Below are 18789 nucleotides of genomic sequence, written 5' to 3'. Positions count from 1 at the left end.
TGGGGTCGTTGGTTCGAATCCAATCGCACCTGCCAAACACAATCCGCTCTACGGGGCGGTCTAGAAGGGCTCATCGAAAGGTGGGCCCTTTTTCGTTGTCTGCGATTTTCAAGGCTTTTGCAAAGTCCTCGTTCTTTGCGGTGTATTGCTTGCTTAATCGTCACGCCACTCACTCGTCACTCTGGTAATCACCCATGGAAATCAAGGTCAACTTTCTCGACAACCTTCGGCTTGAAGCAAAGTTCGATGACTTTACGGTGGTGGCCGACCAGCCTATTCGCTACAAGGGTGACGGTTCGGCGCCGGGGCCGTTCGATTACTTCCTGGCGTCTTCGGCTCTGTGCGCGGCATATTTTGTGAAGTTGTACTGCCAGACTCGCAATATTCCCACCGACAACATTCGCTTGTCGCAGAACAACATCGTGGACCCGGAAAACCGCTACAACCAGATTTTCAAGATTCAGGTCGAGTTGCCGGCGGATATATCCGCCAAGGACCGCCAGGGTATCTTGCGTTCCATCGACCGTTGCACGGTGAAGAAAGTCGTGCAGACCGGGCCTGAGTTTGTCATTGAAGAAGTAGAGAGCCTCGACGCCGACGCCCAGGCGTTGCTGATGCCCCATGCCTTGTCAGACAACGGCACCTACATCGTAGGCAAAGACCTGCCGCTGGAGCAGACCATCGCCAATATGTCGGGGATTCTGGCCGGCCTGGGCATGAAGATTGAAATCGCTTCGTGGCGCAATATCGTGCCCAACGTGTGGTCGCTGCACATCCGCGATGCGCATTCGCCCATGTGTTTTACCAACGGCAAGGGCGCGACCAAGGAGGGTGCCTTGGCGTCGGCGTTGGGCGAGTTCATCGAGCGGCTCAACTGCAATTTCTTCTACAACGATCAGTTCTGGGGTGAAGAGATCGCCCATGCCGAGTTCGTGCATTACCCGGACGAGCGCTGGTTCCAGCCTGGCCGCAAAGATGCGTTGCCAGCGGAAATTCTCGACGAGCACTGTCGCAAAATTTACAACCCCGATGGCGAGTTGCGCGGCTCGCACCTGTACGACACCAACTCGGGCAATATCGAGCGCGGCATTTGCTCGCTGCCGTTTGTGCGCCAGTCTGATGGCGAAGTGGTGTATTTCCCCTCCAACCTGATCGAAAACCTGTTCCTCAGCAACGGCATGAGTGCGGGTAATACGCTGGCCGAGGCGCAGGTGCAGTGCCTGTCGGAGATCTTCGAGCGCGCGGTGAAACGCGAAATCCTGGAGGGTGAATTGGCCCTGCCGGATGTGCCCCGGGAGGTGCTGGCCAAGTACCCCGGGATTCTCGCCGGCATCCAGGGCCTGGAGGCCCAGGGCTTCCCGGTGTTGGTGAAGGATGCGTCCCTGGGCGGCGAGTTCCCGGTGATGTGCGTGACCTTGATGAACCCGCGCACGGGCGGTGTGTTCGCCTCATTCGGTGCGCACCCGAGCCTGGAAGTGGCGCTGGAGCGTAGCCTCACCGAGTTGCTCCAGGGCCGCAGTTTCGAAGGCCTCAATGACCTGCCGCAGCCGACCTTTGAAAGCCAGGCGCTGATGGAGCCGAACAACTTTGTCGAGCACTTCATCGATTCCAGCGGTGTGGTGTCGTGGCGCTTCTTCAGCGCCAAGGCGGATTTCGAGTTCGTCGAGTGGGACTTCACCAGCCAGGGCGAAAACGCCAACGCCGACGAAGCCGCGACCCTGTTTGGCATTCTCGAAGGCCTGGGCAAGCAAGTGTATATGGCGGTGTACGAGCATATCGGCGCCAAGGCCTGCCGCATCCTGGTGCCGGACTATTCGGAAATCTACCCGGTTGACGATTTGATCTGGGACAACACCAACAAGGCGCTGTTTTTCCGCGAAGACATCTTGAACCTGCACAGCCTGGACGATGACGCTCTCAAGGCATTGGTCGAGCGCCTGGCGCAAAGCGAACTGGATGATTACACCGACATCACCACGTTGATCGGCATCGAGTTTGACGACAACACGGCGTGGGGCCAGTTGACCATCCTGGAGCTGAAACTGCTGATTTACCTGGCTTTGCAGCAGTATGAGGAGGCCAAGGAGTTGGTGGAGATGTTCCTGCAGTACAACGACAACACGGTCGAGCGCGGGCTGTTTTACCAAGCCGTGAATGTGGTGCTGGAAGTGCAGATGGACGACGAGATGGACCTGGATGATTACGAGGTCAATTTGCGCCGGATGTTCGGCGACGCGCGGGTGGACGCAGTGATCGGCTCGGTGCAAGGCAGTGTGCGTTTCTACGGCTTGACGCCGACCAGCATGAAGCTCGAAGGCCTGGACAGGCACCTGCGGCTGATCGACAGCTATAAAAAGCTGCATTCGGCGCGGGCCACTGGGGCGGTGGTGTCTCGCTAGGCGAGTGGTGGGGCGACTTCCGCCAGTTAAACCGCTGAGCCCGTATAAGTCTTCGCTTAATTGATCGGCAATCGGTAGGGCAGGCCTTCGCCTAGCCCGCGCGGTGCTTTAGTGATCGCCAGCAGCAACCGCCGCGGGTTTAATCAGTGCTTCATTCATAGGGGCAAGTGAGGTGCACGTTGGTACAGCGACGTCAGTTCAGCGGGGCGATGAAGGGTAAGAACCTGCGCTACTTGCACGAGCATGAACGCCAGCCTGGGCAGGCCGCGCGGGCGGGGTTCCTGTTGCTGGAGCATTTTTCGTTGCCGGCGTTCACTCAGGTCTTGGACACCATCGTCACCGCCAACCTGCTGCGCCCTGAGTTGTTCACCACTAAGACCTTCGGCCTTGGCCCGGGCGAGGTGGTCAGCGACCTGGGCCTGGTGATCCGCCCGGACGCCTGCCTGGATATGGCCCAGATCGCCACGTTGGATTTGCTGGTGGTCTGCGGCGGCTACCGCACTGAGCTCAAGGCCGATGACGCGCTGATTGGCCTGTTGCAACGGGCCGGTGAGCAGGGCGTGATGCTGGCAGGCATCTGGAACGGTGCGTGGTTTTTGGGGCGGGCGGGTTTGTTGGACGGCTATCGCTGCGCGATTCACCCGGAGCATCGGCCTGCGTTGGAAGAGATTGCGCGGTTGACCCAGGTCACCAGTGAGGCCTTTGTGGTGGACCGCGACCGCCTCACCGCGTCGAGCCCCACGGGGTCGTTCTATATGGCGCTGGAGTGGGTCCGCACCCTGTATGACAAGGGGTTGACCGATGGCATCGAAGACATCCTGGCGTTCGAGGCCTCCCGCTATCGGCGCATCAAGCCGTCGCTCAAAGTGTCGGTGAGCGGGCCACTGCGCGAAGTGGTCCACCTGATGGATGCCAATCTGGAAGAACCGTTGGAGCTGGAGGCGCTGTGCCTGTACGCGGGCCGCTCGCGGCGCCAGATCGAGCGGCTGTTCAAGGAGCAACTGGGGGCAACGCCGCAGCGCTATTACATGGATTTGCGCATTACCGAGGCGCGGCGCTTGCTCCAGCACACCACGCTGACGATGGTCGAGGTGTCGGTGGCTTGCGGGTTTGTCTCGCCCAGCCACTTCAGCAAGTGCTACAGCGCGTACTTTGGCTATCGCCCGTCGAAGGAGGTGCGGCTGGTCAGGTAAGTGGGGGTTTAGTCTTTTAAATCCATGGGCGTTACACTCGGCCCTCTTCCTGGCTGGGGCCGACCATGCTGATTATTGTTGAAGACGGGACGGGGCGAGCGGACGCCAACAGCTTCGTGTCGTTGCAACGGCTGGTGTTTTATCGCGATTTCTACGGTTTTCTCATTCCGGCGACCGAGAACGAGCAGAAAGCGCTGTTGCTACGGGCCGCGCAGGACATCAACGCACGGCAGTGGAAAGGCGCCAAGGCCCACGAAGCCCAAGCCATGGCCTGGCCGCGTCGCGACTGTGTGGTGGGTGGGCAATTGCTGGCCGCCAACACGGTGCCCTTGGAAATCGAATGGGGGCAGTTGCGCCTGGTCGTGGAGTTGTATGCCGCCGAGCATGGCATGGGTGTGCCGGACCCGGCATTCAGCGTCGATGAGGGCGCGCCGCTGCTGCGCCCCGACCCCGGCGCGATGATGCGCCCAGCGCCTTATGCGCCGAGCCGTGCGCAGTTTGCCGATTACCTGGTCAGGCGCGGGCTGACGGTTGTGCAGGGGTAATGTCCAGTTCGCCTTCAAGGAAGATCCTGCGCCGCGTCTTGTGGCTGAGGGCCATGTGCTTGCAGGCACGGTAAATGGGCTCGAAGGTGGCTGCGTCAACCTCCGGGCGTTGTTGCAGGAAACCGGCGACCAGCGCGTCGTAGCTCGCTTCGTCGATAAACTGGCTCAGTTCCTTGCGGTACAGAAAGCCCAGTTGTAGCCCCAGGGTCTGTGCATTGAAGCGCGAGGGGTAGGTGAAGACATTCTCCATGTCGATCACCCGCATGGCACCCTCAGCGGCCTCGGGGACCATGATGTTCGCCACCCACAGATCCAGGTGAATCAGGTTGCGGCTGTGCATGTCCGCGAGCAGGTTCATGCAACCGGAGATGAACTCGGCCGTGCGCAGCGGATGTTTGCGCAGCCATTGCAGGCCATTGACGTGTCCGTCGAGGTATTCGGTCAGCAGCACGAATTCACGCACGATGCCGAACCTGGGTTTGACCATGCCAAAACCCACGACCTGGGCGGTCTTCATGCCACGCTGGGCGGCAATCAGGGTGTTCATCAATTCTTCCAGCGGCCAATCGAATCGCCCTGAACGCTTAGGGCGCCCTAGAGTGACGCGCAGGCGTTTGGGCAGCGTCTTGACTCGCTGTACTTTCATGAACACTTTGTTGTGATCGTCGCCCACGGGTTGGCTGACACGTTTGGGGCGGTCTTGGAAATGGGGCTCGATCAACTTGGTGATAGCGTCGAGTAACGACCTGTTGGGTAGGTGCGAGAAACTCAAGGACGCCTTAGCGACACGGTGGCAAAGAGGAAATGCAGCTCTGGCGGCTTTAAGCGACGGCACTGGGCATCCTGCCTTTTTGTTGTGAATCGCGGCATATTGCCATCGGGTGGATCCAATTTCTAGAGCTATCTGTCAGTTTTTTCTGTGTCGTAAGTAAGAGGTCAGGCCCGTGTCCATTGAGGTTCGCAGCTTTCAACGTCTTGCTTGGCTGTCTGTTTCGCGACTGCGGTTTTTACTGCCCTCAAGCACGTGCTATCGCCATGGTGCAGCAGGCAGAGGGGAAGCAGGGCGGGTTGCTTTCGGTGGGGCGGTGTGGGGGAAGAGGAAGGCTTGCAGGTATTTCGCCAGCCATTGCAGAGGACAAAGGGCTGGCGATGACTCGTTCGGGCTCAGGGGGTTTCGCGTTTGTCTGGTGCGGTCAAACCGGCCTGGATGCGTTGGTAGATTTCTTCACGATGCACGGCGACGTCTTTCGGAGCGTTGATGCCGATCCGGACCTGTTGGCCGCTGACGCCCAGGATGGTGATCGTAATGTCATCACCGATATTTATGCTTTCACCGACTTTGCGAGTGAGTATCAGCATGATCTTCTCCTTGATTGCTTGGTAGGGCACCTGATTCAGATAATGCAGATGTCGGTAGTATGGATGGATAACGGCGCAGTGCCACTGTTTGAGTGCCTCTTTCTGACGCGTAGGCGCGGTATAAATTCCCGAGGCGTAACTATACAGAGGCGATAAACATCATTCCTGTTGTTTTGCGTCTGTTTTGCGGCGTTCATTGGCGAGCATGGGTGATAAAATCGCCGCTTTTGCCAGGTAGAAGGAGTGGGGTGTGCGCAAATTGGCGTTGGTAGTGGGTGTATTGGCCTTGGCGGGCTGCGGGCAGGGCAATAACCATCCAGGCTCCAGCAAGCCCGCGACGCCTGCTCAGATAGCTGCGGCGGCCCCGCAATGGGATCTTCAAGTCCAGGGTCAAACCCCGCAAGCGGTGAGCGATGTGGCGGCCTGGCTGATCGAGCACGGCTTCAGCACTTACATCGCTAACGACGGTGGCAAGACGCGAATCCTGGTCGGCCCCTTCGCTACCAAGGCCGAGGCCGAGGCCAAGCAGGCTTTGCTGGTAGAGAAGCTGGCCACTGCTAAAAAGCGCAGCATTGAATCCTTTGTGGTCGAGCACGTTCCAGCCTCCTGAGGCTTGTCAGCCGCAGGCTTTCATATCCACCGGCCCGACAAATTCATTGCCACGCCCCATGACGCAGGCCACGGTTTGGTTGCGTTGGCGTTCCCAACTCTGCACCGGGTAGGTCTTGTTCCAGGCTTCATAAAGTTGGCGGTCCTGCTTGGACAGGCGCAAACCGTACTGCTTGCTCATATAAAAGTAGGTGCGGGCGATCATGCCGCGGATCGAGGGCCGTGGCATGACTTTCTTGGCCTTGAAGTCCACTTGGGTCAGGCATGAGCCGTACTGGCCGCTCTGCACCGGCAACCAGCCGAAGCTGAAATTGCTGCGATCACCATTCACCTCACCGATGCTGGGGACCAGGTTGTGCAGGTCCGCCTCTGCTTTTTGGTAGGAGGGGTCATGGCGCGTGCAGTTCTTGCGCCCGCCGCTTTGCCAGCATTGGCGTTGATGGCCGATCTGCCAGGCCGGGACGATGTGTTCCCATTCGATGCGCGCGGCGCGGTTAGCGTTTTTGCGCGGCACGTACCCGCATGCTGCAAGGTTGACGCGATTGCCGGTGTACTTGCAGCCGCAATAGAACTCGGTGGATTGAGGGGCGTAGAGCTTCCACGCAACCTTCTTCGCTTCACTGAATGTGCGCGGAGCCTGGGCATGTGCGGTGAAGGTGGCGAGGAGGCAAAGCAAGGCGAACAGGCGGGCAATCATTGACTCAATCTTCCTTCGGCACAGTCCAGAAAACATGCACGCCACCGTCATCACGGTGAGCGAGGGTGACGTTGTCGTTTTCGTCGATCTCGTCGAGCAGCTGTTCCCACAACTCCACGGGCTCATCGGCAAGGCGAAAGATCAGGGCAGTCTTGGCCCTCTGTGCGGCAGGGGCATTGATGATGGCTTGGATACGCAGGCCCAAGCGCTCGTAGGCGCTGGGTGCGGGAGTCTCTGGAGTTTTCGCCACGGGATAATCCTTATTAAGCTGTACGCACATACAGTATTTAGCTGTAGGATTTTTCGCAACTGCTTAAAATTCAAGAAGATCCTGTGACAGCGCTTTTTAACGCTTGCTGCATATGAGGAATTTTTTTTGTGTGGCGAGGGGGAGTGCAGGACTGCCCGCCAAGGCAGGCGGGCAGAGAGCCCGGCCTAGAGGGGCCGGGGCAGGCGTATCAGTATTCCCAGAACATCCGTTGCAACTCTTTGCTATCGGACGTCTTGGTCAGTGCCACCATCGCCAGGATGCGGGCCTTTTGTGGGTTCAGGTCATGGGCGACCACCCAGTCGTACTTGTCGTCAGGCTGTTCGGCGTTGCGCAGTACGAAACCGCCAGCGTTTACGTGGGAAGAACGAATGATCTGCACGCCATCCTTGCGCAGCGCTTGCAGGGTAGGCGCCACGCGGGAAGAGACCGAGCCGTTGCCGGTGCTGGCATGGATGATCGCCTTGGCGCCGGACTGGGCCAGAGCCTTGTAGGCTGTATCGTTGACGTTGCCGTAGGAATAGGCGATTTCAACGTCAGGCAGGCTCTTGATGGTCTTGATGTCGAACTCGGAATCCATGGTGTGGCGCTTGGCGGGCAAGCGGAACCAGTAGGATTTGCCTTCCACGACCATGCCCATCGGGCCCCAGGCGCTTTTGAACGCTTCGGTCTTGATGTTAATCATCTTGCTGACATCGCGGCCCGACTGGATCTCGTCGTTCATGGTGACCAACACGCCCTTGCCGCGGGCCTCTTTGCTGCCGGCAACGGCGACGGCGTTATACAGGTTGAGCATGCCATCGGCCGACATGGCGGTGCCAGGGCGCATCGACCCTACGACAACGATGGGCTTGTCGGTTTTTTCCACGAGGTTGAGGAAGTACGCGGTTTCTTCCAGGGTGTCGGTGCCGTGGGTGATGACAATCCCATCGACGTCCTTGCTGTCGGCCAGTTCGGCAACGCGGCGGCCCAGTTGCAGCAGGTTTTCATTGGTGATGCTTTCGGAAGCGATCTGCATGACCTGTTCGCCACGCACGTTGGCCAGTTGGCTCAGCTGCGGCACGGCGGCGATCAGTTGCTCGATGCCGACCTTAGCCGCTTGGTAGGTCGCGCTGTTGGCGGCACTGGCGCCGGCGCCGGCAATGGTGCCGCCGGTGGCGAGAACGACCACGTTAGCCAATTTTTGCTGGGTTTCGACTTCTTTGGCTTGCAGTGCCGTCGGGAGTAGCAGGAGCAGGGCCAAGGCGCCCGGAATAAAGGTGTTGAAGGCAGGTTTCATTGTTTTTCTCTCTTGTAGTGATGACGGTGCGATTCAGTTCACCTAGAAACGCCCCCAGGCAGGTCTGAATGCGCCGGGGTGATAGAGAAAAGCAGGATCTGTACCAAGATACGTTTATTTGGAATGCTGTGTAATTGCTTGATTATGTTTGTCTTTTATTATTTTTTGTTTATGAAGTGTCCGGATTTCCGACGGTGGATATTTTTTCCGTTCGGTTGACCGAAAGTGCCGATAAACAAACAGGAGAAGTCGGGCTCTTGGCGAGTAACGGCTTAGGCAGGAGGGCGCGGCTGTGGGACACTCGTTTTTTGATAATCGCTCAAGGAGCACCCCGTGCAGATCGATTTGAACTCTCCGGATGGCTTGACCCTCGAGAACGTGCGCCGGTTGCTGGCCTCGGCCAGTGACAATGTGCATACCCAGCTGCGGGTCACCAAGGGCGGTATCGCCTATTTGTCTTCCGGCGTGGTCGGGGGTACGGATATTGAAGGCCTGTTGTTTCGCCTGGAGACGTGGGCGGCTGGTTCGGGTTATGTGGGAAATGTGGCGGCCAGCGATGAAGTCTGGGTGATGCAGGTTTTCAATGCCTTGAAGTAGAACTGGCCCCATCCGCCGTTTGATTACATCGATGTCTACTGATGACAATCACATCCGGTCACGATTGAATCGGGAAAGCGTCGCGAGTCCTCAGGCAGACTTGCCTGCTTCCTGTGGTGAAGGCAGGGGAGTGGCGTACTTTTGAACCCCGCAACCTGAATAGCTGTCGCATCAACTCTGTTTATTTTTGAAAAGGAGGTTTTCATGCCTTGCAAGCTCGTGTCATTCGCAACCTTGTCAGCTGTGCTTGCTCTGAGCGGTTGCAGTACTGCCGAGTCGGTCAGCGAGCCAGCAACCGACGAGATGGCCCACGCTCGCTGCGAGTCCAAAGCCGCCGATTTCGTCATCGGCAAGAAGGCCACACCTGAGCTGCTGGAGCAGGCCCGCAAGCGCTCGGGCGCACACAATGCACGGGTTCTGCGCCCCGACGATGTCATGACCCTTGAGTACCGTTCGGATCGTTTGAACCTGAACACCGATGACAACCTGGTGATTACCCGCGTCAATTGCGGCTGAGAGCGTCGGTTTTTTCAAACGCATAAAAAACCCCGTCACATGGACGGGGTTTTTTTAGCTCGCTGAAAACTTACTCAGGGCGAACTTGTGCAGCTTGCATACCCTTTTGGCCTTTCTCAGCCACGAAGGAAACGGTTTGGCCTTCTTTCAGGCTTTTGAAACCGTCGCTTTCGATAGCTTTGAAGTGTACGAACAGGTCGTCACCGCCACCTTGAGGAGTGATGAAGCCGAAGCCTTTTTCATCGTTGAACCATTTAACGGTGCCGGTTTGGCGATTAGACATGGTGTATCTCCAAGAAACATATATTTTCAGTAGTGCTGTGCTGCTCAGGCCAACTGGGCACACCGGGGTATCATAGTCGAAATGTTGGACTTGAAACCCCCCTTGCCGGTTTGTTTGCCAGTCAGTGGCGTTATCTTTGTTGGCATGAAACGCTGAAAGTCCCGGTTTAAAAGGCTTTGCGCGCAAAACTCGAGCTGTAAAAAAAGCTGTAAAACCTGCATAAAATGTACGAAAGGGCGTTTTTATGAGCTTTTTTGTCGACTTTTACTGTGCGTATTTCTCTCTTCTGGATTACTTCTTGGCCTTGTTATCGGCCTTGCAGGCGGCGATTCTCTTCAGGGCCTTCTCTTTCAGTGCGTCGCTGGCGTTGTTGTCCATCAATGCTTGGATATCGCTGGCAGGGTACGACTTGATCGCATCGGCCCCGCAAGCACAGTGGGCTTTTGCGGCGGCGACACCAATCTGTGGGGCAGCGGTCTGCGTGCATTGCGCCATGTATTTTTCACGCTCGCCTTTTGGCCAGTCGGCGTGCGCGCTCAGCGGCAGCATAAGGATGAAGGGGGTGATGAAGGCAAAGATACGGTTCAGATGCATGTTGGGATGCTCCTTGTGATCTGTGGGGCTGTTTACTCGGACTCCCGACATCTGAGGTGTCAAGCGCCGTTCAGTTCAGCACTTTTGCACAAAAACCGACGGTTTACTTGCGCGCGCCAGGGCGCGGGCGACCGCTCATCTGTGCTAGCATCCTGCCCTCAGGTTTTCGCCCTCCTCAGGTTTTTTCCATCCTGGCGGCTGAAGAGGCCTGAATCACCCTTTTTGATTTGAACTCCAGTCACTCTGATTCGGTTTTCCGGTTGGCCGCAAGGCTCCTGCCGCTGTAAGGCAGGCGTTCAGCAATGAATGGCCTGAATCGGCTCTTGTACTGGCTCATCCCAACCCACGTGACCTTTGGTAGGGGTCACCACTAGGAGAGGAGGCGCCATGCCAACTATTACTCTTCCCGACGGCAGTCAACGTTCTTTCGATCATCCTGTTTCCGTAGCCGAGGTCGCCGCGTCCATTGGCGCCGGCTTGGCCAAGGCCACAGTGGCCGGCAAGGTCAACGGTAAACTGGTCGACGCCTGCGACATCATCGACAGCGACGTTTCCCTGCAAATCATCACGCCCAAGGATGAAGAGGGGCTGGAGATCATTCGCCACTCTTGCGCCCACTTGATCGGCCACGCAGTCAAGCAACTGTATCCGAGCGCCAAAATGGTGATCGGTCCGGTCATCGACGAAGGCTTCTATTACGACATCGCCTACGAACGTCCTTTTACGCCTGAGGACCTGTCGGCAATCGAGCAGCGTATGCATCAGCTGATCGAAAAAGATTATGACGTCATCAAAAAGGTCACCCCTCGTGCCGAGGTGATCGACGTCTTCACAACGCGTGGCGAGGACTACAAGTTGCGCCTGGTTGAGGACATGCCGGACGAGCAGGCCATGGGCCTTTACTATCACGAAGAATATGTCGACATGTGCCGTGGTCCGCACGTGCCGAACACACGCTTCCTGAAATCGTTCAAATTGACCAAGCTGTCTGGCGCCTACTGGCGCGGCGATGCCAAGAATGAGCAGTTGCAGCGCATCTATGGCACCGCGTGGGCAGATAAGAAGCAATTGGCCGCCTACATCCAACGCATCGAAGAAGCCGAAAAACGCGACCACCGTAAGTTGGGCAAGCGCCTGGGCCTGTTCCATACCCAAGAAGAGGCTCCGGGTATGGTGTTCTGGCACCCGAACGGCTGGACGTTGTATCAAGTGCTTGAGCAGTACATGCGCAAAGTACAGCGAGAAAACGGCTATTTAGAGATCAAGACTCCGCAGGTTGTCGACCGTAGCCTGTGGGAAAAATCCGGGCATTGGGCAAACTACGCCGAAAATATGTTCACCACCGAGTCGGAAAGCCGCGACTACGCGATCAAGCCGATGAACTGCCCGTGCCACGTTCAGGTATTTAACCAGGGTCTGAAAAGCTACCGCGAACTGCCGATGCGCCTGGCCGAATTCGGTGCCTGCCACCGTAACGAACCCTCCGGTGCGCTGCACGGCATCATGCGGGTGCGTGCCTTTACTCAGGATGATGCCCACATCTTCTGCACTGAAGAGCAGATGCAAGCGGAATCCGCAGCTTTCATCAAGCTGACCATGGATGTCTATGCTGACTTCGGTTTTAAAGACATCGAAATGAAGTTGTCTACCCGTCCTGAAAAACGTGTGGGTTCCGATGAGTTGTGGGATCGTGCGGAAACTGCATTGGCTGCGGCCCTTGATAGCGCTGGCTTGCCTTACGATTTGCAGCCGGGTGAAGGTGCCTTCTACGGTCCGAAGATTGAATTCTCGCTCAAAGATTGCCTCGGCCGCGTCTGGCAATGTGGTACCTTGCAGCTCGATTTCAACCTGCCGATTCGTCTGGGAGCCGAATACGTTTCCGAAGACAACAGTCGCAAGCACCCAGTGATGCTGCATCGGGCGATCCTTGGTTCTTTCGAGCGTTTCGTCGGAATCCTGATCGAACACTACGAGGGCGCGTTCCCTGCGTGGCTGGCTCCGACTCAGGCAGTGATTATGAATATCACTGATAAACAGGCAGAATTTGCTGCCGAAGTGGAAAAAACTCTCAACCAAAGCGGATTTCGTGCCAAGTCCGACTTGAGAAATGAAAAGATCGGCTTTAAAATCCGCGAGCATACTTTGCTCAAGGTTCCCTATCTCTTGGTTATCGGAGATCGGGAAGTCGAGATGCAGACTGTCGCTGTGCGTACTCGTGAAGGTGCTGACCTGGGCTCGATGCCCGTCGCCCAGTTCGCCGAGTTCCTCGCTCAAGCGGTTTCCCGGCGTGGTCGCCCAGATTCGGAGTAATTACTATTAAGCGTGAAATGAGACAAGATAAACGAGCTGCACCGAAAGCCCCGATCAACGAGAATATCTCGGCACGCGAGGTTCGGTTAATTGGGGCTGAGGGCGAGCAACTCGGCATTGTCCCGATTGAAGAAGCGCTTCTTAAGGCTGAAGAGGCCAAGCTGGATCTGGTGGAAATTTCCGCCGATGCAGTACCCCCTGTTTGCAAGCTGATGGACTACGGCAAGTCGATCTTCGAAAAGAAGAAGCAGATTGCTGCTGCAAAGAAAAACCAGAAGCAGATTCAAGTAAAAGAAATCAAGTTTCGTCCAGGGACGGAGGAAGGGGATTACCAGGTAAAACTGCGCAACCTGGTACGTTTCCTGAGTGATGGGGACAGGGCCAAGGTATCCTTGCGATTCCGCGGCCGTGAGATGGCCCACCAGGAGCTGGGGATGGAACTCCTCAAGCGGGTTGAAGCTGACCTGCTCGAGTACGGTTCGGTCGAACAGCATCCTAAGATGGAAGGACGCCAGCTGATTATGGTCATCGCCCCGAAAAAGAAGAAGTAATCAACAGGGCACGGCAGGCCTTCTGATTATGTTTATCAACTGAATGCGGAGTATCCGAACATGCCAAAGATGAAGACTAAAAGTGGTGCTGCTAAGCGGTTTCTGAAAACTGCGAACGGTATCAAGCACAAGCACGCTTTCAAGAGCCACATCCTGACCAAAATGTCGACCAAGCGTAAGCGTCAACTGCGCGGTAGCAGCTTGCTGCATCCGTCTGACGTGGCAAAAGTCGAGCGCATGCTGCGCCTTCGTTAATTTTTGGATCAAGAATAGAGGAAGTAACTCATGGCTCGTGTAAAGCGTGGCGTCATTGCCCGTAAGCGTCACAAAAAAATTCTGAAACTTGCTAAAGGCTACTACGGCGCGCGCTCCCGCGTATTCCGTGTTGCCAAGCAAGCGGTAATCAAGGCAGGCCAATACGCCTACCGTGACCGTCGTCAGAAAAAACGTCAGTTCCGCGCTCTGTGGATCGCTCGTATCAACGCTGGTGCTCGTGTTAACGGTCTGTCCTACAGCCGTTTCATCGCTGGCCTGAAAAAAGCGTCCATTGAGATCGACCGTAAGGTTCTGGCTGATCTGGCAGTGAACGAAAAAGCGGCGTTTGCTGCGATTGTCGAGAAAGCTAAAGCCACCTTGGCTTAAGTACCCCCGGCAGTCATCCCGCCTCACCTTTGTGAGGCGGGGTGTAAACGTCATAAATAGGGGAAGAGCCTTCAAGCTCTTCCCCTATTTTGTATCTGGAGTCTGTACATGGAAAACCTGGATGCGCTGGTCGCTCAAGCTCTTGAGGCTGTGCAAGGCGCGGAAGATATCAATGCCCTGGAGCAAGTCCGGGTTCACTACCTTGGCAAAAAGGGCGAGTTGACTCAGGTGATGAAGACCCTGGGCAACCTGCCGGCAGAAGAGCGCCCGCAGGTCGGCGCGCTGATTAACGTTGCCAAGGAGCGTGTAACAGAGGTGCTCAATGCGCGTAAGGCGTTGTTCGAGGAGGCCGATCTAGCGGCCAAGCTCGCCGCTGAATCCATTGATGTAACCCTGCCTGGTCGTGGCCAGACCTCAGGTGGTCTGCATCCGGTGACCCGGACTCTGGAGCGTATCGAGCAGTTCTTCACCCACATCGGCTACGGTATCGCCGAAGGCCCTGAGGTCGAAGACGACTACCACAACTTCGAGGCGCTTAACATCCCAGGCCATCACCCGGCTCGGTCGATGCACGACACCTTCTATTTCAATGCGAACATGCTGCTGCGCACTCATACCTCGCCGGTACAGGTCCGCACCATGGAAGCCAATAAGCCGCCGATTCGCATTGTCTGCCCGGGCCGTGTGTATCGCAGTGACTCCGATATCACCCACTCGCCGATGTTCCACCAGGTCGAGGGCTTGTTGGTTGATCGCGATATCAACTTCGCTGACCTCAAAGGCACGATCGAAGAGTTTCTTCGGGTGTTCTTCGAGAAAGAGTTGGCGGTGCGTTTCCGCCCCTCCTACTTCCCGTTCACGGAGCCATCGGCCGAAGTCGATATGGAATGCGTGATGTGCAGCGGTAAAGGCTGCCGTGTCTGCAAGCAGACCGGTTGGCTGGAAGTGATGGGCTGCGGCATGGTTCACCCTAACGTGCTAAGCATGTCGGGGATCGACCCGGAAGAGTTCTCGGGTTTTGCCTTCGGCATGGGCGTTGAGCGCCTGGCGATGCTGCGTTACGGCGTGAACGACTTGCGTCTGTTCTTCGACAACGACTTGCGGTTCCTCGCGCAATTTCGCTAGTCGTAACGAACCTTTAGGAGAGCAGGATGAAATTCAGTGAACAATGGCTGCGTGGCTGGGTAAGCCCGCAGGTGAGTCGCGACGAGCTGGTTGCTCGTTTGTCGATGGCCGGTCTTGAGGTCGATAGCGTGACGCTAGCCGCCGGCGAATTCAGTGGCGTCGTAGTAGGCGAGGTGCTCAGTACCGAGCAGCACCCGGACGCGGACAAGCTGCGTGTTTGCCAGGTCAGCAATGGTGCCGAAACTTTCCAGATCGTTTGTGGTGCGCCCAATGTGCGCCCAGGTTTGAAGATCCCATTTGCCATGATTGGGGCCGAATTACCCGGCGATTTCAAGATCAAGAAAGCCAAGCTGCGCGGTGTTGAGTCCAACGGCATGCTGTGCTCCCAAGCCGAGCTGCAGATTGGTGAAGGCAACGATGGTTTGATGGAGCTTCCGGCTGACGCGCCGGTGGGCCAGGATATTCGTCAATACCTGGGCCTGGACGATGCCAGTATTGAAGTCGATCTGACACCGAACCGTGGCGATTGCTTGTCCCTGGCGGGTTTGGCTCGGGAAGTCGGTGCGCTCTATGCCGTCGAAGTTCGCCGTCCAGCAGTGCCGAGTGTTCCTGCAGTACACGACGAAGTGCGCGCCATCGAGGTGTTGGCGCCTACAGCGTGCCCACGTTATCTAGGGCGTGTGATTCGTAATGTAGATCTGTCCAAGCCTACGCCGCTATGGATGGTCGAGCGCTTGCGTCGGGGCGATGTTCGTAGCATCGATGCCGCTGTCGATATCACCAACTATGTGATGTTGGAGCTAGGGCAGCCTTTGCACGCCTTCGATCTTGCCGAAATCAACGGTGGCATTCGTGTGCGAATGGCTGAAGAGGGTGAGAAGCTGGTCTTGCTCGATGGCCAGGAAGTGAGTCTGCGCAGTGACACGTTGGTCATTGCTGACCACGCACGGGCATTGGCTATTGCCGGAATCATGGGTGGTGAGCGCAGTGGGGTGTCTTGCGCTACACGGGACGTATTCCTAGAAAGTGCGTTCTTTGACCAGATCGCGGTGGCTGGCAAGGCGCGTTCTTATGGTCTGCATACAGATGCTTCGCATCGCTATGAGCGTGGTGTGGATTGGAAACTGGCCCGCGAAGCGATGGAGCGCGCCACTGGCTTGCTTCTGGAAATCGTCGGCGGCGAAGCGGGGCCGATCATTGAGGCGGTCAGCGACCAGTACTTGCCGTCCATTGCGCCGATTACATTGCGTGCCCAGCGCATCACCCAAATGCTAGGGATGGAAATGGACTCCGCCCAAGTCGAGCGTCTGCTTGGGGCTTTGGGCCTGGGCATCACGGCGGAGGGAGAAGGGCAGTGGCGGGTCGAAGTGCCGAGTCATCGTTTTGACATTAGCCTCGAAGTCGATCTGATCGAAGAGCTGGCCCGTCTGTATGGCTATAACCGTTTGCCTGTGCGCTATCCGCAGGCTCGTCTGGCGCCACAGGCCAAAGCCGAGGCGCGTAGCGATCTTCCAGAACTGCGGCGGCTGTTGGTAGCTCGTGGGTATCAAGAGGCGATTACCTACAGTTTCATCGACCCAAAACAGTTTGAGTTGTTCAACCCAGGCGTCGAGCCACTTCTGTTGGCCAACCCAATCTCCAATGACATGGCAGCCATGCGCTCTTCACTTTGGCCGGGTCTAGTCAAGGCACTTGAGCACAACCTCAATCGTCAGCAGGATCGCGTTCGCTTGTTTGAGAGCGGCCTACGTTTCGTCGGGCAGTTGGAAGGTCTGAAGCAAGAGCCAATGCTATCGGGTGTTGTTTGCGGTAGCCGCTTGCCTGAGGGTTGGGCACAAGGTCGCGATACCGTGGACTTTTTCGACGTCAAGGCTGACGTAGAGGCGGTACTGGGCTTTGGTGGGGCGTTGGATGCTTTCAGCTTCGTGCCGGGTAAGCATCCGGCATTGCATCCCGGTCAAACTGCGCGTATCGAGCGTGACGGTCGCGAAGTAGGCTATGTGGGTGCGATTCATCCTGAATTATCCAAAACACTTGGCCTGGACCGTCCGGTTTTCGTTTTTGAGTTGGTGTTGGCTGAGGTAGCGCAGGGGAAAATGCCCAAGTTCTGCGAACTCTCGCGCTTTCCGGAAGTGCGCCGTGACCTGGCTTTGCTGGCCGATCAGGAGGTTGCAGCCAGTGCCGTGCTGGATGTGATTCGTGAGAACGCAGGCGAGTGGCTGACAGAGCTCAGGCTGTTTGACGTGTATCAGGGTAAAGGCATTGATCCGCATAGAAAAAGCCTTGCGGTTGGCTTGACCTGGCAGCATCCATCGCGCACTCTTAACGACGATGAGGTGAACAGCACGACACAGAACATCCTCACCTCGCTCGAACAAAGGTTGAACGCCACGTTAAGGAAGTGACGTATGGGGGCTCTGACGAAAGCTGAAATGGCGGAACGTCTGTATGAAGAGCTGGGCCTGAATAAACGAGAGGCCAAGGAATTGGTCGAACTCTTCTTTGAAGAGATCAGGCACGCTCTTGAAGACAACGAACAGGTAAAGTTGTCCGGTTTCGGTAACTTCGACCTTCGGGATAAACGCCAGCGGCCTGGCCGCAATCCGAAAACGGGCGAAGAAATCCCGATCACGGCTCGCCGTGTAGTCACCTTTCGTCCAGGGCAGAAGTTGAAGGCCCGAGTTGAGGCTTATGCTGGAACCAAGTCATAACGACGAGCTCCCCGTCATACCCGGCAAACGCTACTTCACCATTGGTGAAGTCAGCGAGCTATGTGCGGTAAAACCGCATGTGCTGCGTTACTGGGAGCAAGAGTTTCCTCAGCTCAACCCGGTCAAGCGTCGCGGAAATCGTCGGTATTATCAGCGCCAGGATGTACTGATGATCCGACAGATCCGCGCGTTGCTGTACGATCAAGGATTCACTATCGGCGGGGCGCGGTTGCGCTTATCCGGTGATGAAGCCAAAGATGACACCACGCAGTACAAACAGTTGATCCGGCAGATGATCTCCGAGTTGGAAGATGTGCTGGTGGTTCTGAGAAAATAATTCAGGCTTTTAAAATACTTCCATATTTCAAAAGCTTGCGGTATATTCGTCATCACTTCCTTAAGAAGTGAAACAGGTAACACGCCTAGTCGGGGCGTAGCGCAGTCCGGTAGCGCACTAGCATGGGGTGCTAGGGGTCGAGTGTTCGAATCACTCCGTCCCGACCATATTTTTCAACGACTTAGCCCAATCTGAAAAGATTGGGCTTTTTCATGCCTAAAAAAATACTCCCACATGTACTCCCACGAATATTCTGGATCTAGGTAGCTTTTGGTATCTCAAGGGCTGTGAGCTAGCGACGGCTTGTGAGTTCGCGCCACTTTTGGCCTTTTTTCGCGCTGCCTTTGGCACCAATCCAGTCCGATATCTGAATCGCCCCGGGTTTCGTAGACTGTTGTTATCAAGTATGAAAATAGCAAATGCCGGACGCATGTCTCAGCCTAATGTTCGGCATCGGCATCGGCATCGGCATCGGCATCGGCATCGGTTTCGGTTTCGGTTTCGCGAGACCGGCTTTTAACAAGCAGCAACTACTTGCAGTTGCCTGCCTTCCGATATCCTGCCGCTTGTGCCTCAAAAAATTCTGACGTGAAGGAGACTTGATTTTTTCTGACACCTGACCATAGCCAGGGCATCCCATTGAGAGGTGGTACACCTGGTTCTTCCGGTTACCGATGATCACATCTATCCCGGTCACGCTCGGGAGGCTAAAGACCCCTGCTCCATTCTTCGGATGACGCTTGTGCTGACTGGCATCTTCGAAGAGGGCGCTTT

The 18789-nt window shown here is 56.5% G+C and carries 22 protein-coding genes, 1 tRNA gene and 1 pseudogene; 16 read left to right on the top strand and 8 right to left on the bottom strand.

Annotation, left to right across the window (positions count from 1 at the left end):
- The first annotated feature begins 194 nt into the window (after window positions 1-194).
- The 3 genes from AC19YT_RS11450 to AC19YT_RS11440 all read left to right on the top strand — a co-directional run bounded on the left by AC19YT_RS11450 (window position 195) and on the right by AC19YT_RS11440 (window position 4137).
- Window positions 195-2399: an OsmC domain/YcaO domain-containing protein gene (locus tag AC19YT_RS11450; RefSeq protein WP_500610270.1), complete on the top strand. Its 2205-nt coding sequence runs from the start codon at window positions 195-197 to the stop codon at window positions 2397-2399.
- A gap of 179 nt (window positions 2400-2578) precedes the next feature.
- Window positions 2579-3592 (top strand): GlxA family transcriptional regulator, encoded by a 1014-nt coding sequence (locus AC19YT_RS11445; protein ID WP_500610269.1) that lies wholly within the window; start codon window positions 2579-2581, stop codon window positions 3590-3592.
- Between the two features lie 65 nt (window positions 3593-3657).
- A complete protein-coding gene (locus AC19YT_RS11440; protein WP_500610268.1) occupies window positions 3658-4137 on the top strand; it encodes a DnaT-like ssDNA-binding protein in 480 nt (159 codons plus the stop codon).
- Here the strand turns inward: AC19YT_RS11440 and AC19YT_RS11435 are convergent.
- On the bottom strand, window positions 4106-4783 hold the full coding sequence (locus tag AC19YT_RS11435; protein WP_500610267.1) for a lipopolysaccharide kinase InaA family protein: 678 nt from the start codon (window positions 4781-4783) through the stop codon (window positions 4106-4108). The genes AC19YT_RS11440 and AC19YT_RS11435 overlap by 32 nt on opposite strands.
- A gap of 518 nt (window positions 4784-5301) precedes the next feature.
- Complete coding sequence (gene csrA, locus AC19YT_RS11430; RefSeq protein ID WP_007920550.1) at window positions 5302-5496, bottom strand: carbon storage regulator CsrA; 195 nt, start codon at window positions 5494-5496, stop codon at window positions 5302-5304.
- 250 nt (window positions 5497-5746) lie between these two features.
- Here csrA and AC19YT_RS11425 point away from each other — a divergent pair, with 250 nt between their 5' ends.
- A complete protein-coding gene (locus AC19YT_RS11425) occupies window positions 5747-6106 on the top strand; it encodes an SPOR domain-containing protein (protein WP_500599042.1) in 360 nt (119 codons plus the stop codon).
- Window positions 6107-6112: 6 nt separating this feature from the next.
- On the opposite strand, the gene AC19YT_RS11420 is transcribed toward AC19YT_RS11425, so the two are convergent.
- The 3 genes from AC19YT_RS11420 to AC19YT_RS11410 all read right to left on the bottom strand — a co-directional run bounded on the left by AC19YT_RS11420 (window position 6113) and on the right by AC19YT_RS11410 (window position 8349).
- A complete protein-coding gene (locus AC19YT_RS11420; protein WP_095110500.1) occupies window positions 6113-6802 on the bottom strand; it encodes an endonuclease in 690 nt (229 codons plus the stop codon).
- Window positions 6803-6806: 4 nt separating this feature from the next.
- A complete protein-coding gene (locus AC19YT_RS11415) occupies window positions 6807-7082 on the bottom strand; it encodes a DUF1654 domain-containing protein (protein WP_500610266.1) in 276 nt (91 codons plus the stop codon).
- A 178-nt stretch (window positions 7083-7260) separates the two neighbouring features.
- The gene (locus tag AC19YT_RS11410) at window positions 7261-8349 is read right to left on the bottom strand and encodes an asparaginase (protein ID WP_500610265.1); all 1089 of its coding nucleotides are present in this window, start codon (window positions 8347-8349) and stop codon (window positions 7261-7263) included.
- Between the two features lie 333 nt (window positions 8350-8682).
- Between AC19YT_RS11410 and AC19YT_RS11405 the strand changes: the two genes are divergently transcribed.
- Window positions 8683-8946: a hypothetical protein gene (locus AC19YT_RS11405; RefSeq protein ID WP_500610264.1), complete on the top strand. Its 264-nt coding sequence runs from the start codon at window positions 8683-8685 to the stop codon at window positions 8944-8946.
- 204 nt (window positions 8947-9150) lie between these two features.
- Window positions 9151-9462 carry an I78 family peptidase inhibitor gene (locus AC19YT_RS11400; protein ID WP_095110504.1) on the top strand — a complete coding sequence of 104 codons (312 nt, stop codon included), beginning with the start codon at window positions 9151-9153 and terminating at the stop codon, window positions 9460-9462.
- A gap of 70 nt (window positions 9463-9532) precedes the next feature.
- Here the strand turns inward: AC19YT_RS11400 and AC19YT_RS11395 are convergent, their stop codons facing one another.
- Window positions 9533-9745 carry a cold-shock protein gene (locus tag AC19YT_RS11395; RefSeq protein WP_003179963.1) on the bottom strand — a complete coding sequence of 71 codons (213 nt, stop codon included), beginning with the start codon at window positions 9743-9745 and terminating at the stop codon, window positions 9533-9535.
- A gap of 291 nt (window positions 9746-10036) precedes the next feature.
- Window positions 10037-10339: a hypothetical protein gene (locus AC19YT_RS11390; RefSeq protein ID WP_500610263.1), complete on the bottom strand. Its 303-nt coding sequence runs from the start codon at window positions 10337-10339 to the stop codon at window positions 10037-10039.
- A gap of 387 nt (window positions 10340-10726) precedes the next feature.
- Between AC19YT_RS11390 and thrS the strand changes: the two genes are divergently transcribed.
- The 10 genes from thrS (at window position 10727) to AC19YT_RS11340 (ending at window position 18602) form a co-directional block, all read left to right on the top strand.
- Window positions 10727-12649 (top strand): threonine--tRNA ligase, encoded by a 1923-nt coding sequence (gene thrS / locus AC19YT_RS11385; RefSeq protein WP_095110506.1) that lies wholly within the window; start codon window positions 10727-10729, stop codon window positions 12647-12649.
- Window positions 12649-13200 (top strand): translation initiation factor IF-3, encoded by a 552-nt coding sequence (gene infC, locus AC19YT_RS11380; protein ID WP_176465155.1) that lies wholly within the window; start codon window positions 12649-12651, stop codon window positions 13198-13200. The genes thrS and infC overlap by 1 nt, the downstream gene beginning before the upstream one ends.
- 60 nt (window positions 13201-13260) lie before the next feature.
- The gene (gene rpmI / locus AC19YT_RS11375) at window positions 13261-13455 is read left to right on the top strand and encodes a 50S ribosomal protein L35 (protein WP_002553160.1); all 195 of its coding nucleotides are present in this window, start codon (window positions 13261-13263) and stop codon (window positions 13453-13455) included.
- A gap of 30 nt (window positions 13456-13485) precedes the next feature.
- On the top strand, window positions 13486-13842 hold the full coding sequence (gene rplT / locus AC19YT_RS11370) for a 50S ribosomal protein L20 (protein ID WP_002553161.1): 357 nt from the start codon (window positions 13486-13488) through the stop codon (window positions 13840-13842).
- Window positions 13843-13950: 108 nt separating this feature from the next.
- The gene (gene pheS / locus AC19YT_RS11365) at window positions 13951-14967 is read left to right on the top strand and encodes a phenylalanine--tRNA ligase subunit alpha (protein ID WP_500610262.1); all 1017 of its coding nucleotides are present in this window, start codon (window positions 13951-13953) and stop codon (window positions 14965-14967) included.
- 26 nt (window positions 14968-14993) lie between these two features.
- Window positions 14994-17372 (top strand): phenylalanine--tRNA ligase subunit beta, encoded by a 2379-nt coding sequence (gene pheT, locus AC19YT_RS11360; protein ID WP_500610261.1) that lies wholly within the window; start codon window positions 14994-14996, stop codon window positions 17370-17372.
- 3 nt (window positions 17373-17375) lie between these two features.
- Window positions 17376-17678, top strand: a complete 303-nt coding sequence (gene ihfA, locus AC19YT_RS11355) for an integration host factor subunit alpha (protein ID WP_002553164.1) — start codon at window positions 17376-17378, stop codon at window positions 17676-17678.
- The gene (locus AC19YT_RS11350) at window positions 17659-18015 is read left to right on the top strand and encodes a MerR family transcriptional regulator (protein ID WP_095110510.1); all 357 of its coding nucleotides are present in this window, start codon (window positions 17659-17661) and stop codon (window positions 18013-18015) included. The genes ihfA and AC19YT_RS11350 overlap by 20 nt, the downstream gene beginning before the upstream one ends.
- Before the next feature lie 90 nt (window positions 18016-18105).
- A tRNA-Pro gene (locus AC19YT_RS11345) sits at window positions 18106-18182 on the top strand.
- A gap of 252 nt (window positions 18183-18434) precedes the next feature.
- Window positions 18435-18602, top strand: a complete 168-nt coding sequence (locus AC19YT_RS11340; protein WP_500610260.1) for a hypothetical protein — start codon at window positions 18435-18437, stop codon at window positions 18600-18602.
- Here AC19YT_RS11340 and AC19YT_RS11335 read toward each other — a convergent pair.
- Window positions 18546-18721: pseudogene (locus AC19YT_RS11335) on the bottom strand (endonuclease); the annotation flags it as partial. The gene AC19YT_RS11340 and the pseudogene AC19YT_RS11335 overlap by 57 nt on opposite strands.
- Window positions 18722-18789 lie beyond the last annotated feature (68 nt).

This window comes from Pseudomonas sp. MF08875 (assembly GCF_059862525.1).
Note: the sequence above shows the minus strand (reverse complement) of the source record. Positions and strands in the feature narration are given on the sequence as shown.

Coding starts and splice junctions, on each gene's coding strand:
- AC19YT_RS11450 (WP_500610270.1), top strand. CDS start 195: ATGGAAATCAAGGTCAACTTTCTCGACAACCTTCGGCTTGAAGCAAAG.
- AC19YT_RS11440 (WP_500610268.1), top strand. CDS start 3,658: ATGCTGATTATTGTTGAAGACGGGACGGGGCGAGCGGACGCCAACAGC.
- AC19YT_RS11435 (WP_500610267.1), bottom strand. CDS start 4,783: ATGAAAGTACAGCGAGTCAAGACGCTGCCCAAACGCCTGCGCGTCACT.
- csrA (WP_007920550.1), bottom strand. CDS start 5,496: ATGCTGATACTCACTCGCAAAGTCGGTGAAAGCATAAATATCGGTGAT.
- AC19YT_RS11420 (WP_095110500.1), bottom strand. CDS start 6,802: ATGATTGCCCGCCTGTTCGCCTTGCTTTGCCTCCTCGCCACCTTCACC.
- AC19YT_RS11415 (WP_500610266.1), bottom strand. CDS start 7,082: ATGTGCGTACAGCTTAATAAGGATTATCCCGTGGCGAAAACTCCAGAG.
- AC19YT_RS11410 (WP_500610265.1), bottom strand. CDS start 8,349: ATGAAACCTGCCTTCAACACCTTTATTCCGGGCGCCTTGGCCCTGCTC.
- AC19YT_RS11400 (WP_095110504.1), top strand. CDS start 9,151: ATGCCTTGCAAGCTCGTGTCATTCGCAACCTTGTCAGCTGTGCTTGCT.
- AC19YT_RS11395 (WP_003179963.1), bottom strand. CDS start 9,745: ATGTCTAATCGCCAAACCGGCACCGTTAAATGGTTCAACGATGAAAAA.
- AC19YT_RS11390 (WP_500610263.1), bottom strand. CDS start 10,339: ATGCATCTGAACCGTATCTTTGCCTTCATCACCCCCTTCATCCTTATG.
- thrS (WP_095110506.1), top strand. CDS start 10,727: ATGCCAACTATTACTCTTCCCGACGGCAGTCAACGTTCTTTCGATCAT.
- rpmI (WP_002553160.1), top strand. CDS start 13,261: ATGCCAAAGATGAAGACTAAAAGTGGTGCTGCTAAGCGGTTTCTGAAA.
- rplT (WP_002553161.1), top strand. CDS start 13,486: ATGGCTCGTGTAAAGCGTGGCGTCATTGCCCGTAAGCGTCACAAAAAA.
- pheS (WP_500610262.1), top strand. CDS start 13,951: ATGGAAAACCTGGATGCGCTGGTCGCTCAAGCTCTTGAGGCTGTGCAA.
- pheT (WP_500610261.1), top strand. CDS start 14,994: ATGAAATTCAGTGAACAATGGCTGCGTGGCTGGGTAAGCCCGCAGGTG.
- ihfA (WP_002553164.1), top strand. CDS start 17,376: ATGGGGGCTCTGACGAAAGCTGAAATGGCGGAACGTCTGTATGAAGAG.
- AC19YT_RS11350 (WP_095110510.1), top strand. CDS start 17,659: ATGCTGGAACCAAGTCATAACGACGAGCTCCCCGTCATACCCGGCAAA.
- AC19YT_RS11340 (WP_500610260.1), top strand. CDS start 18,435: ATGCCGGACGCATGTCTCAGCCTAATGTTCGGCATCGGCATCGGCATC.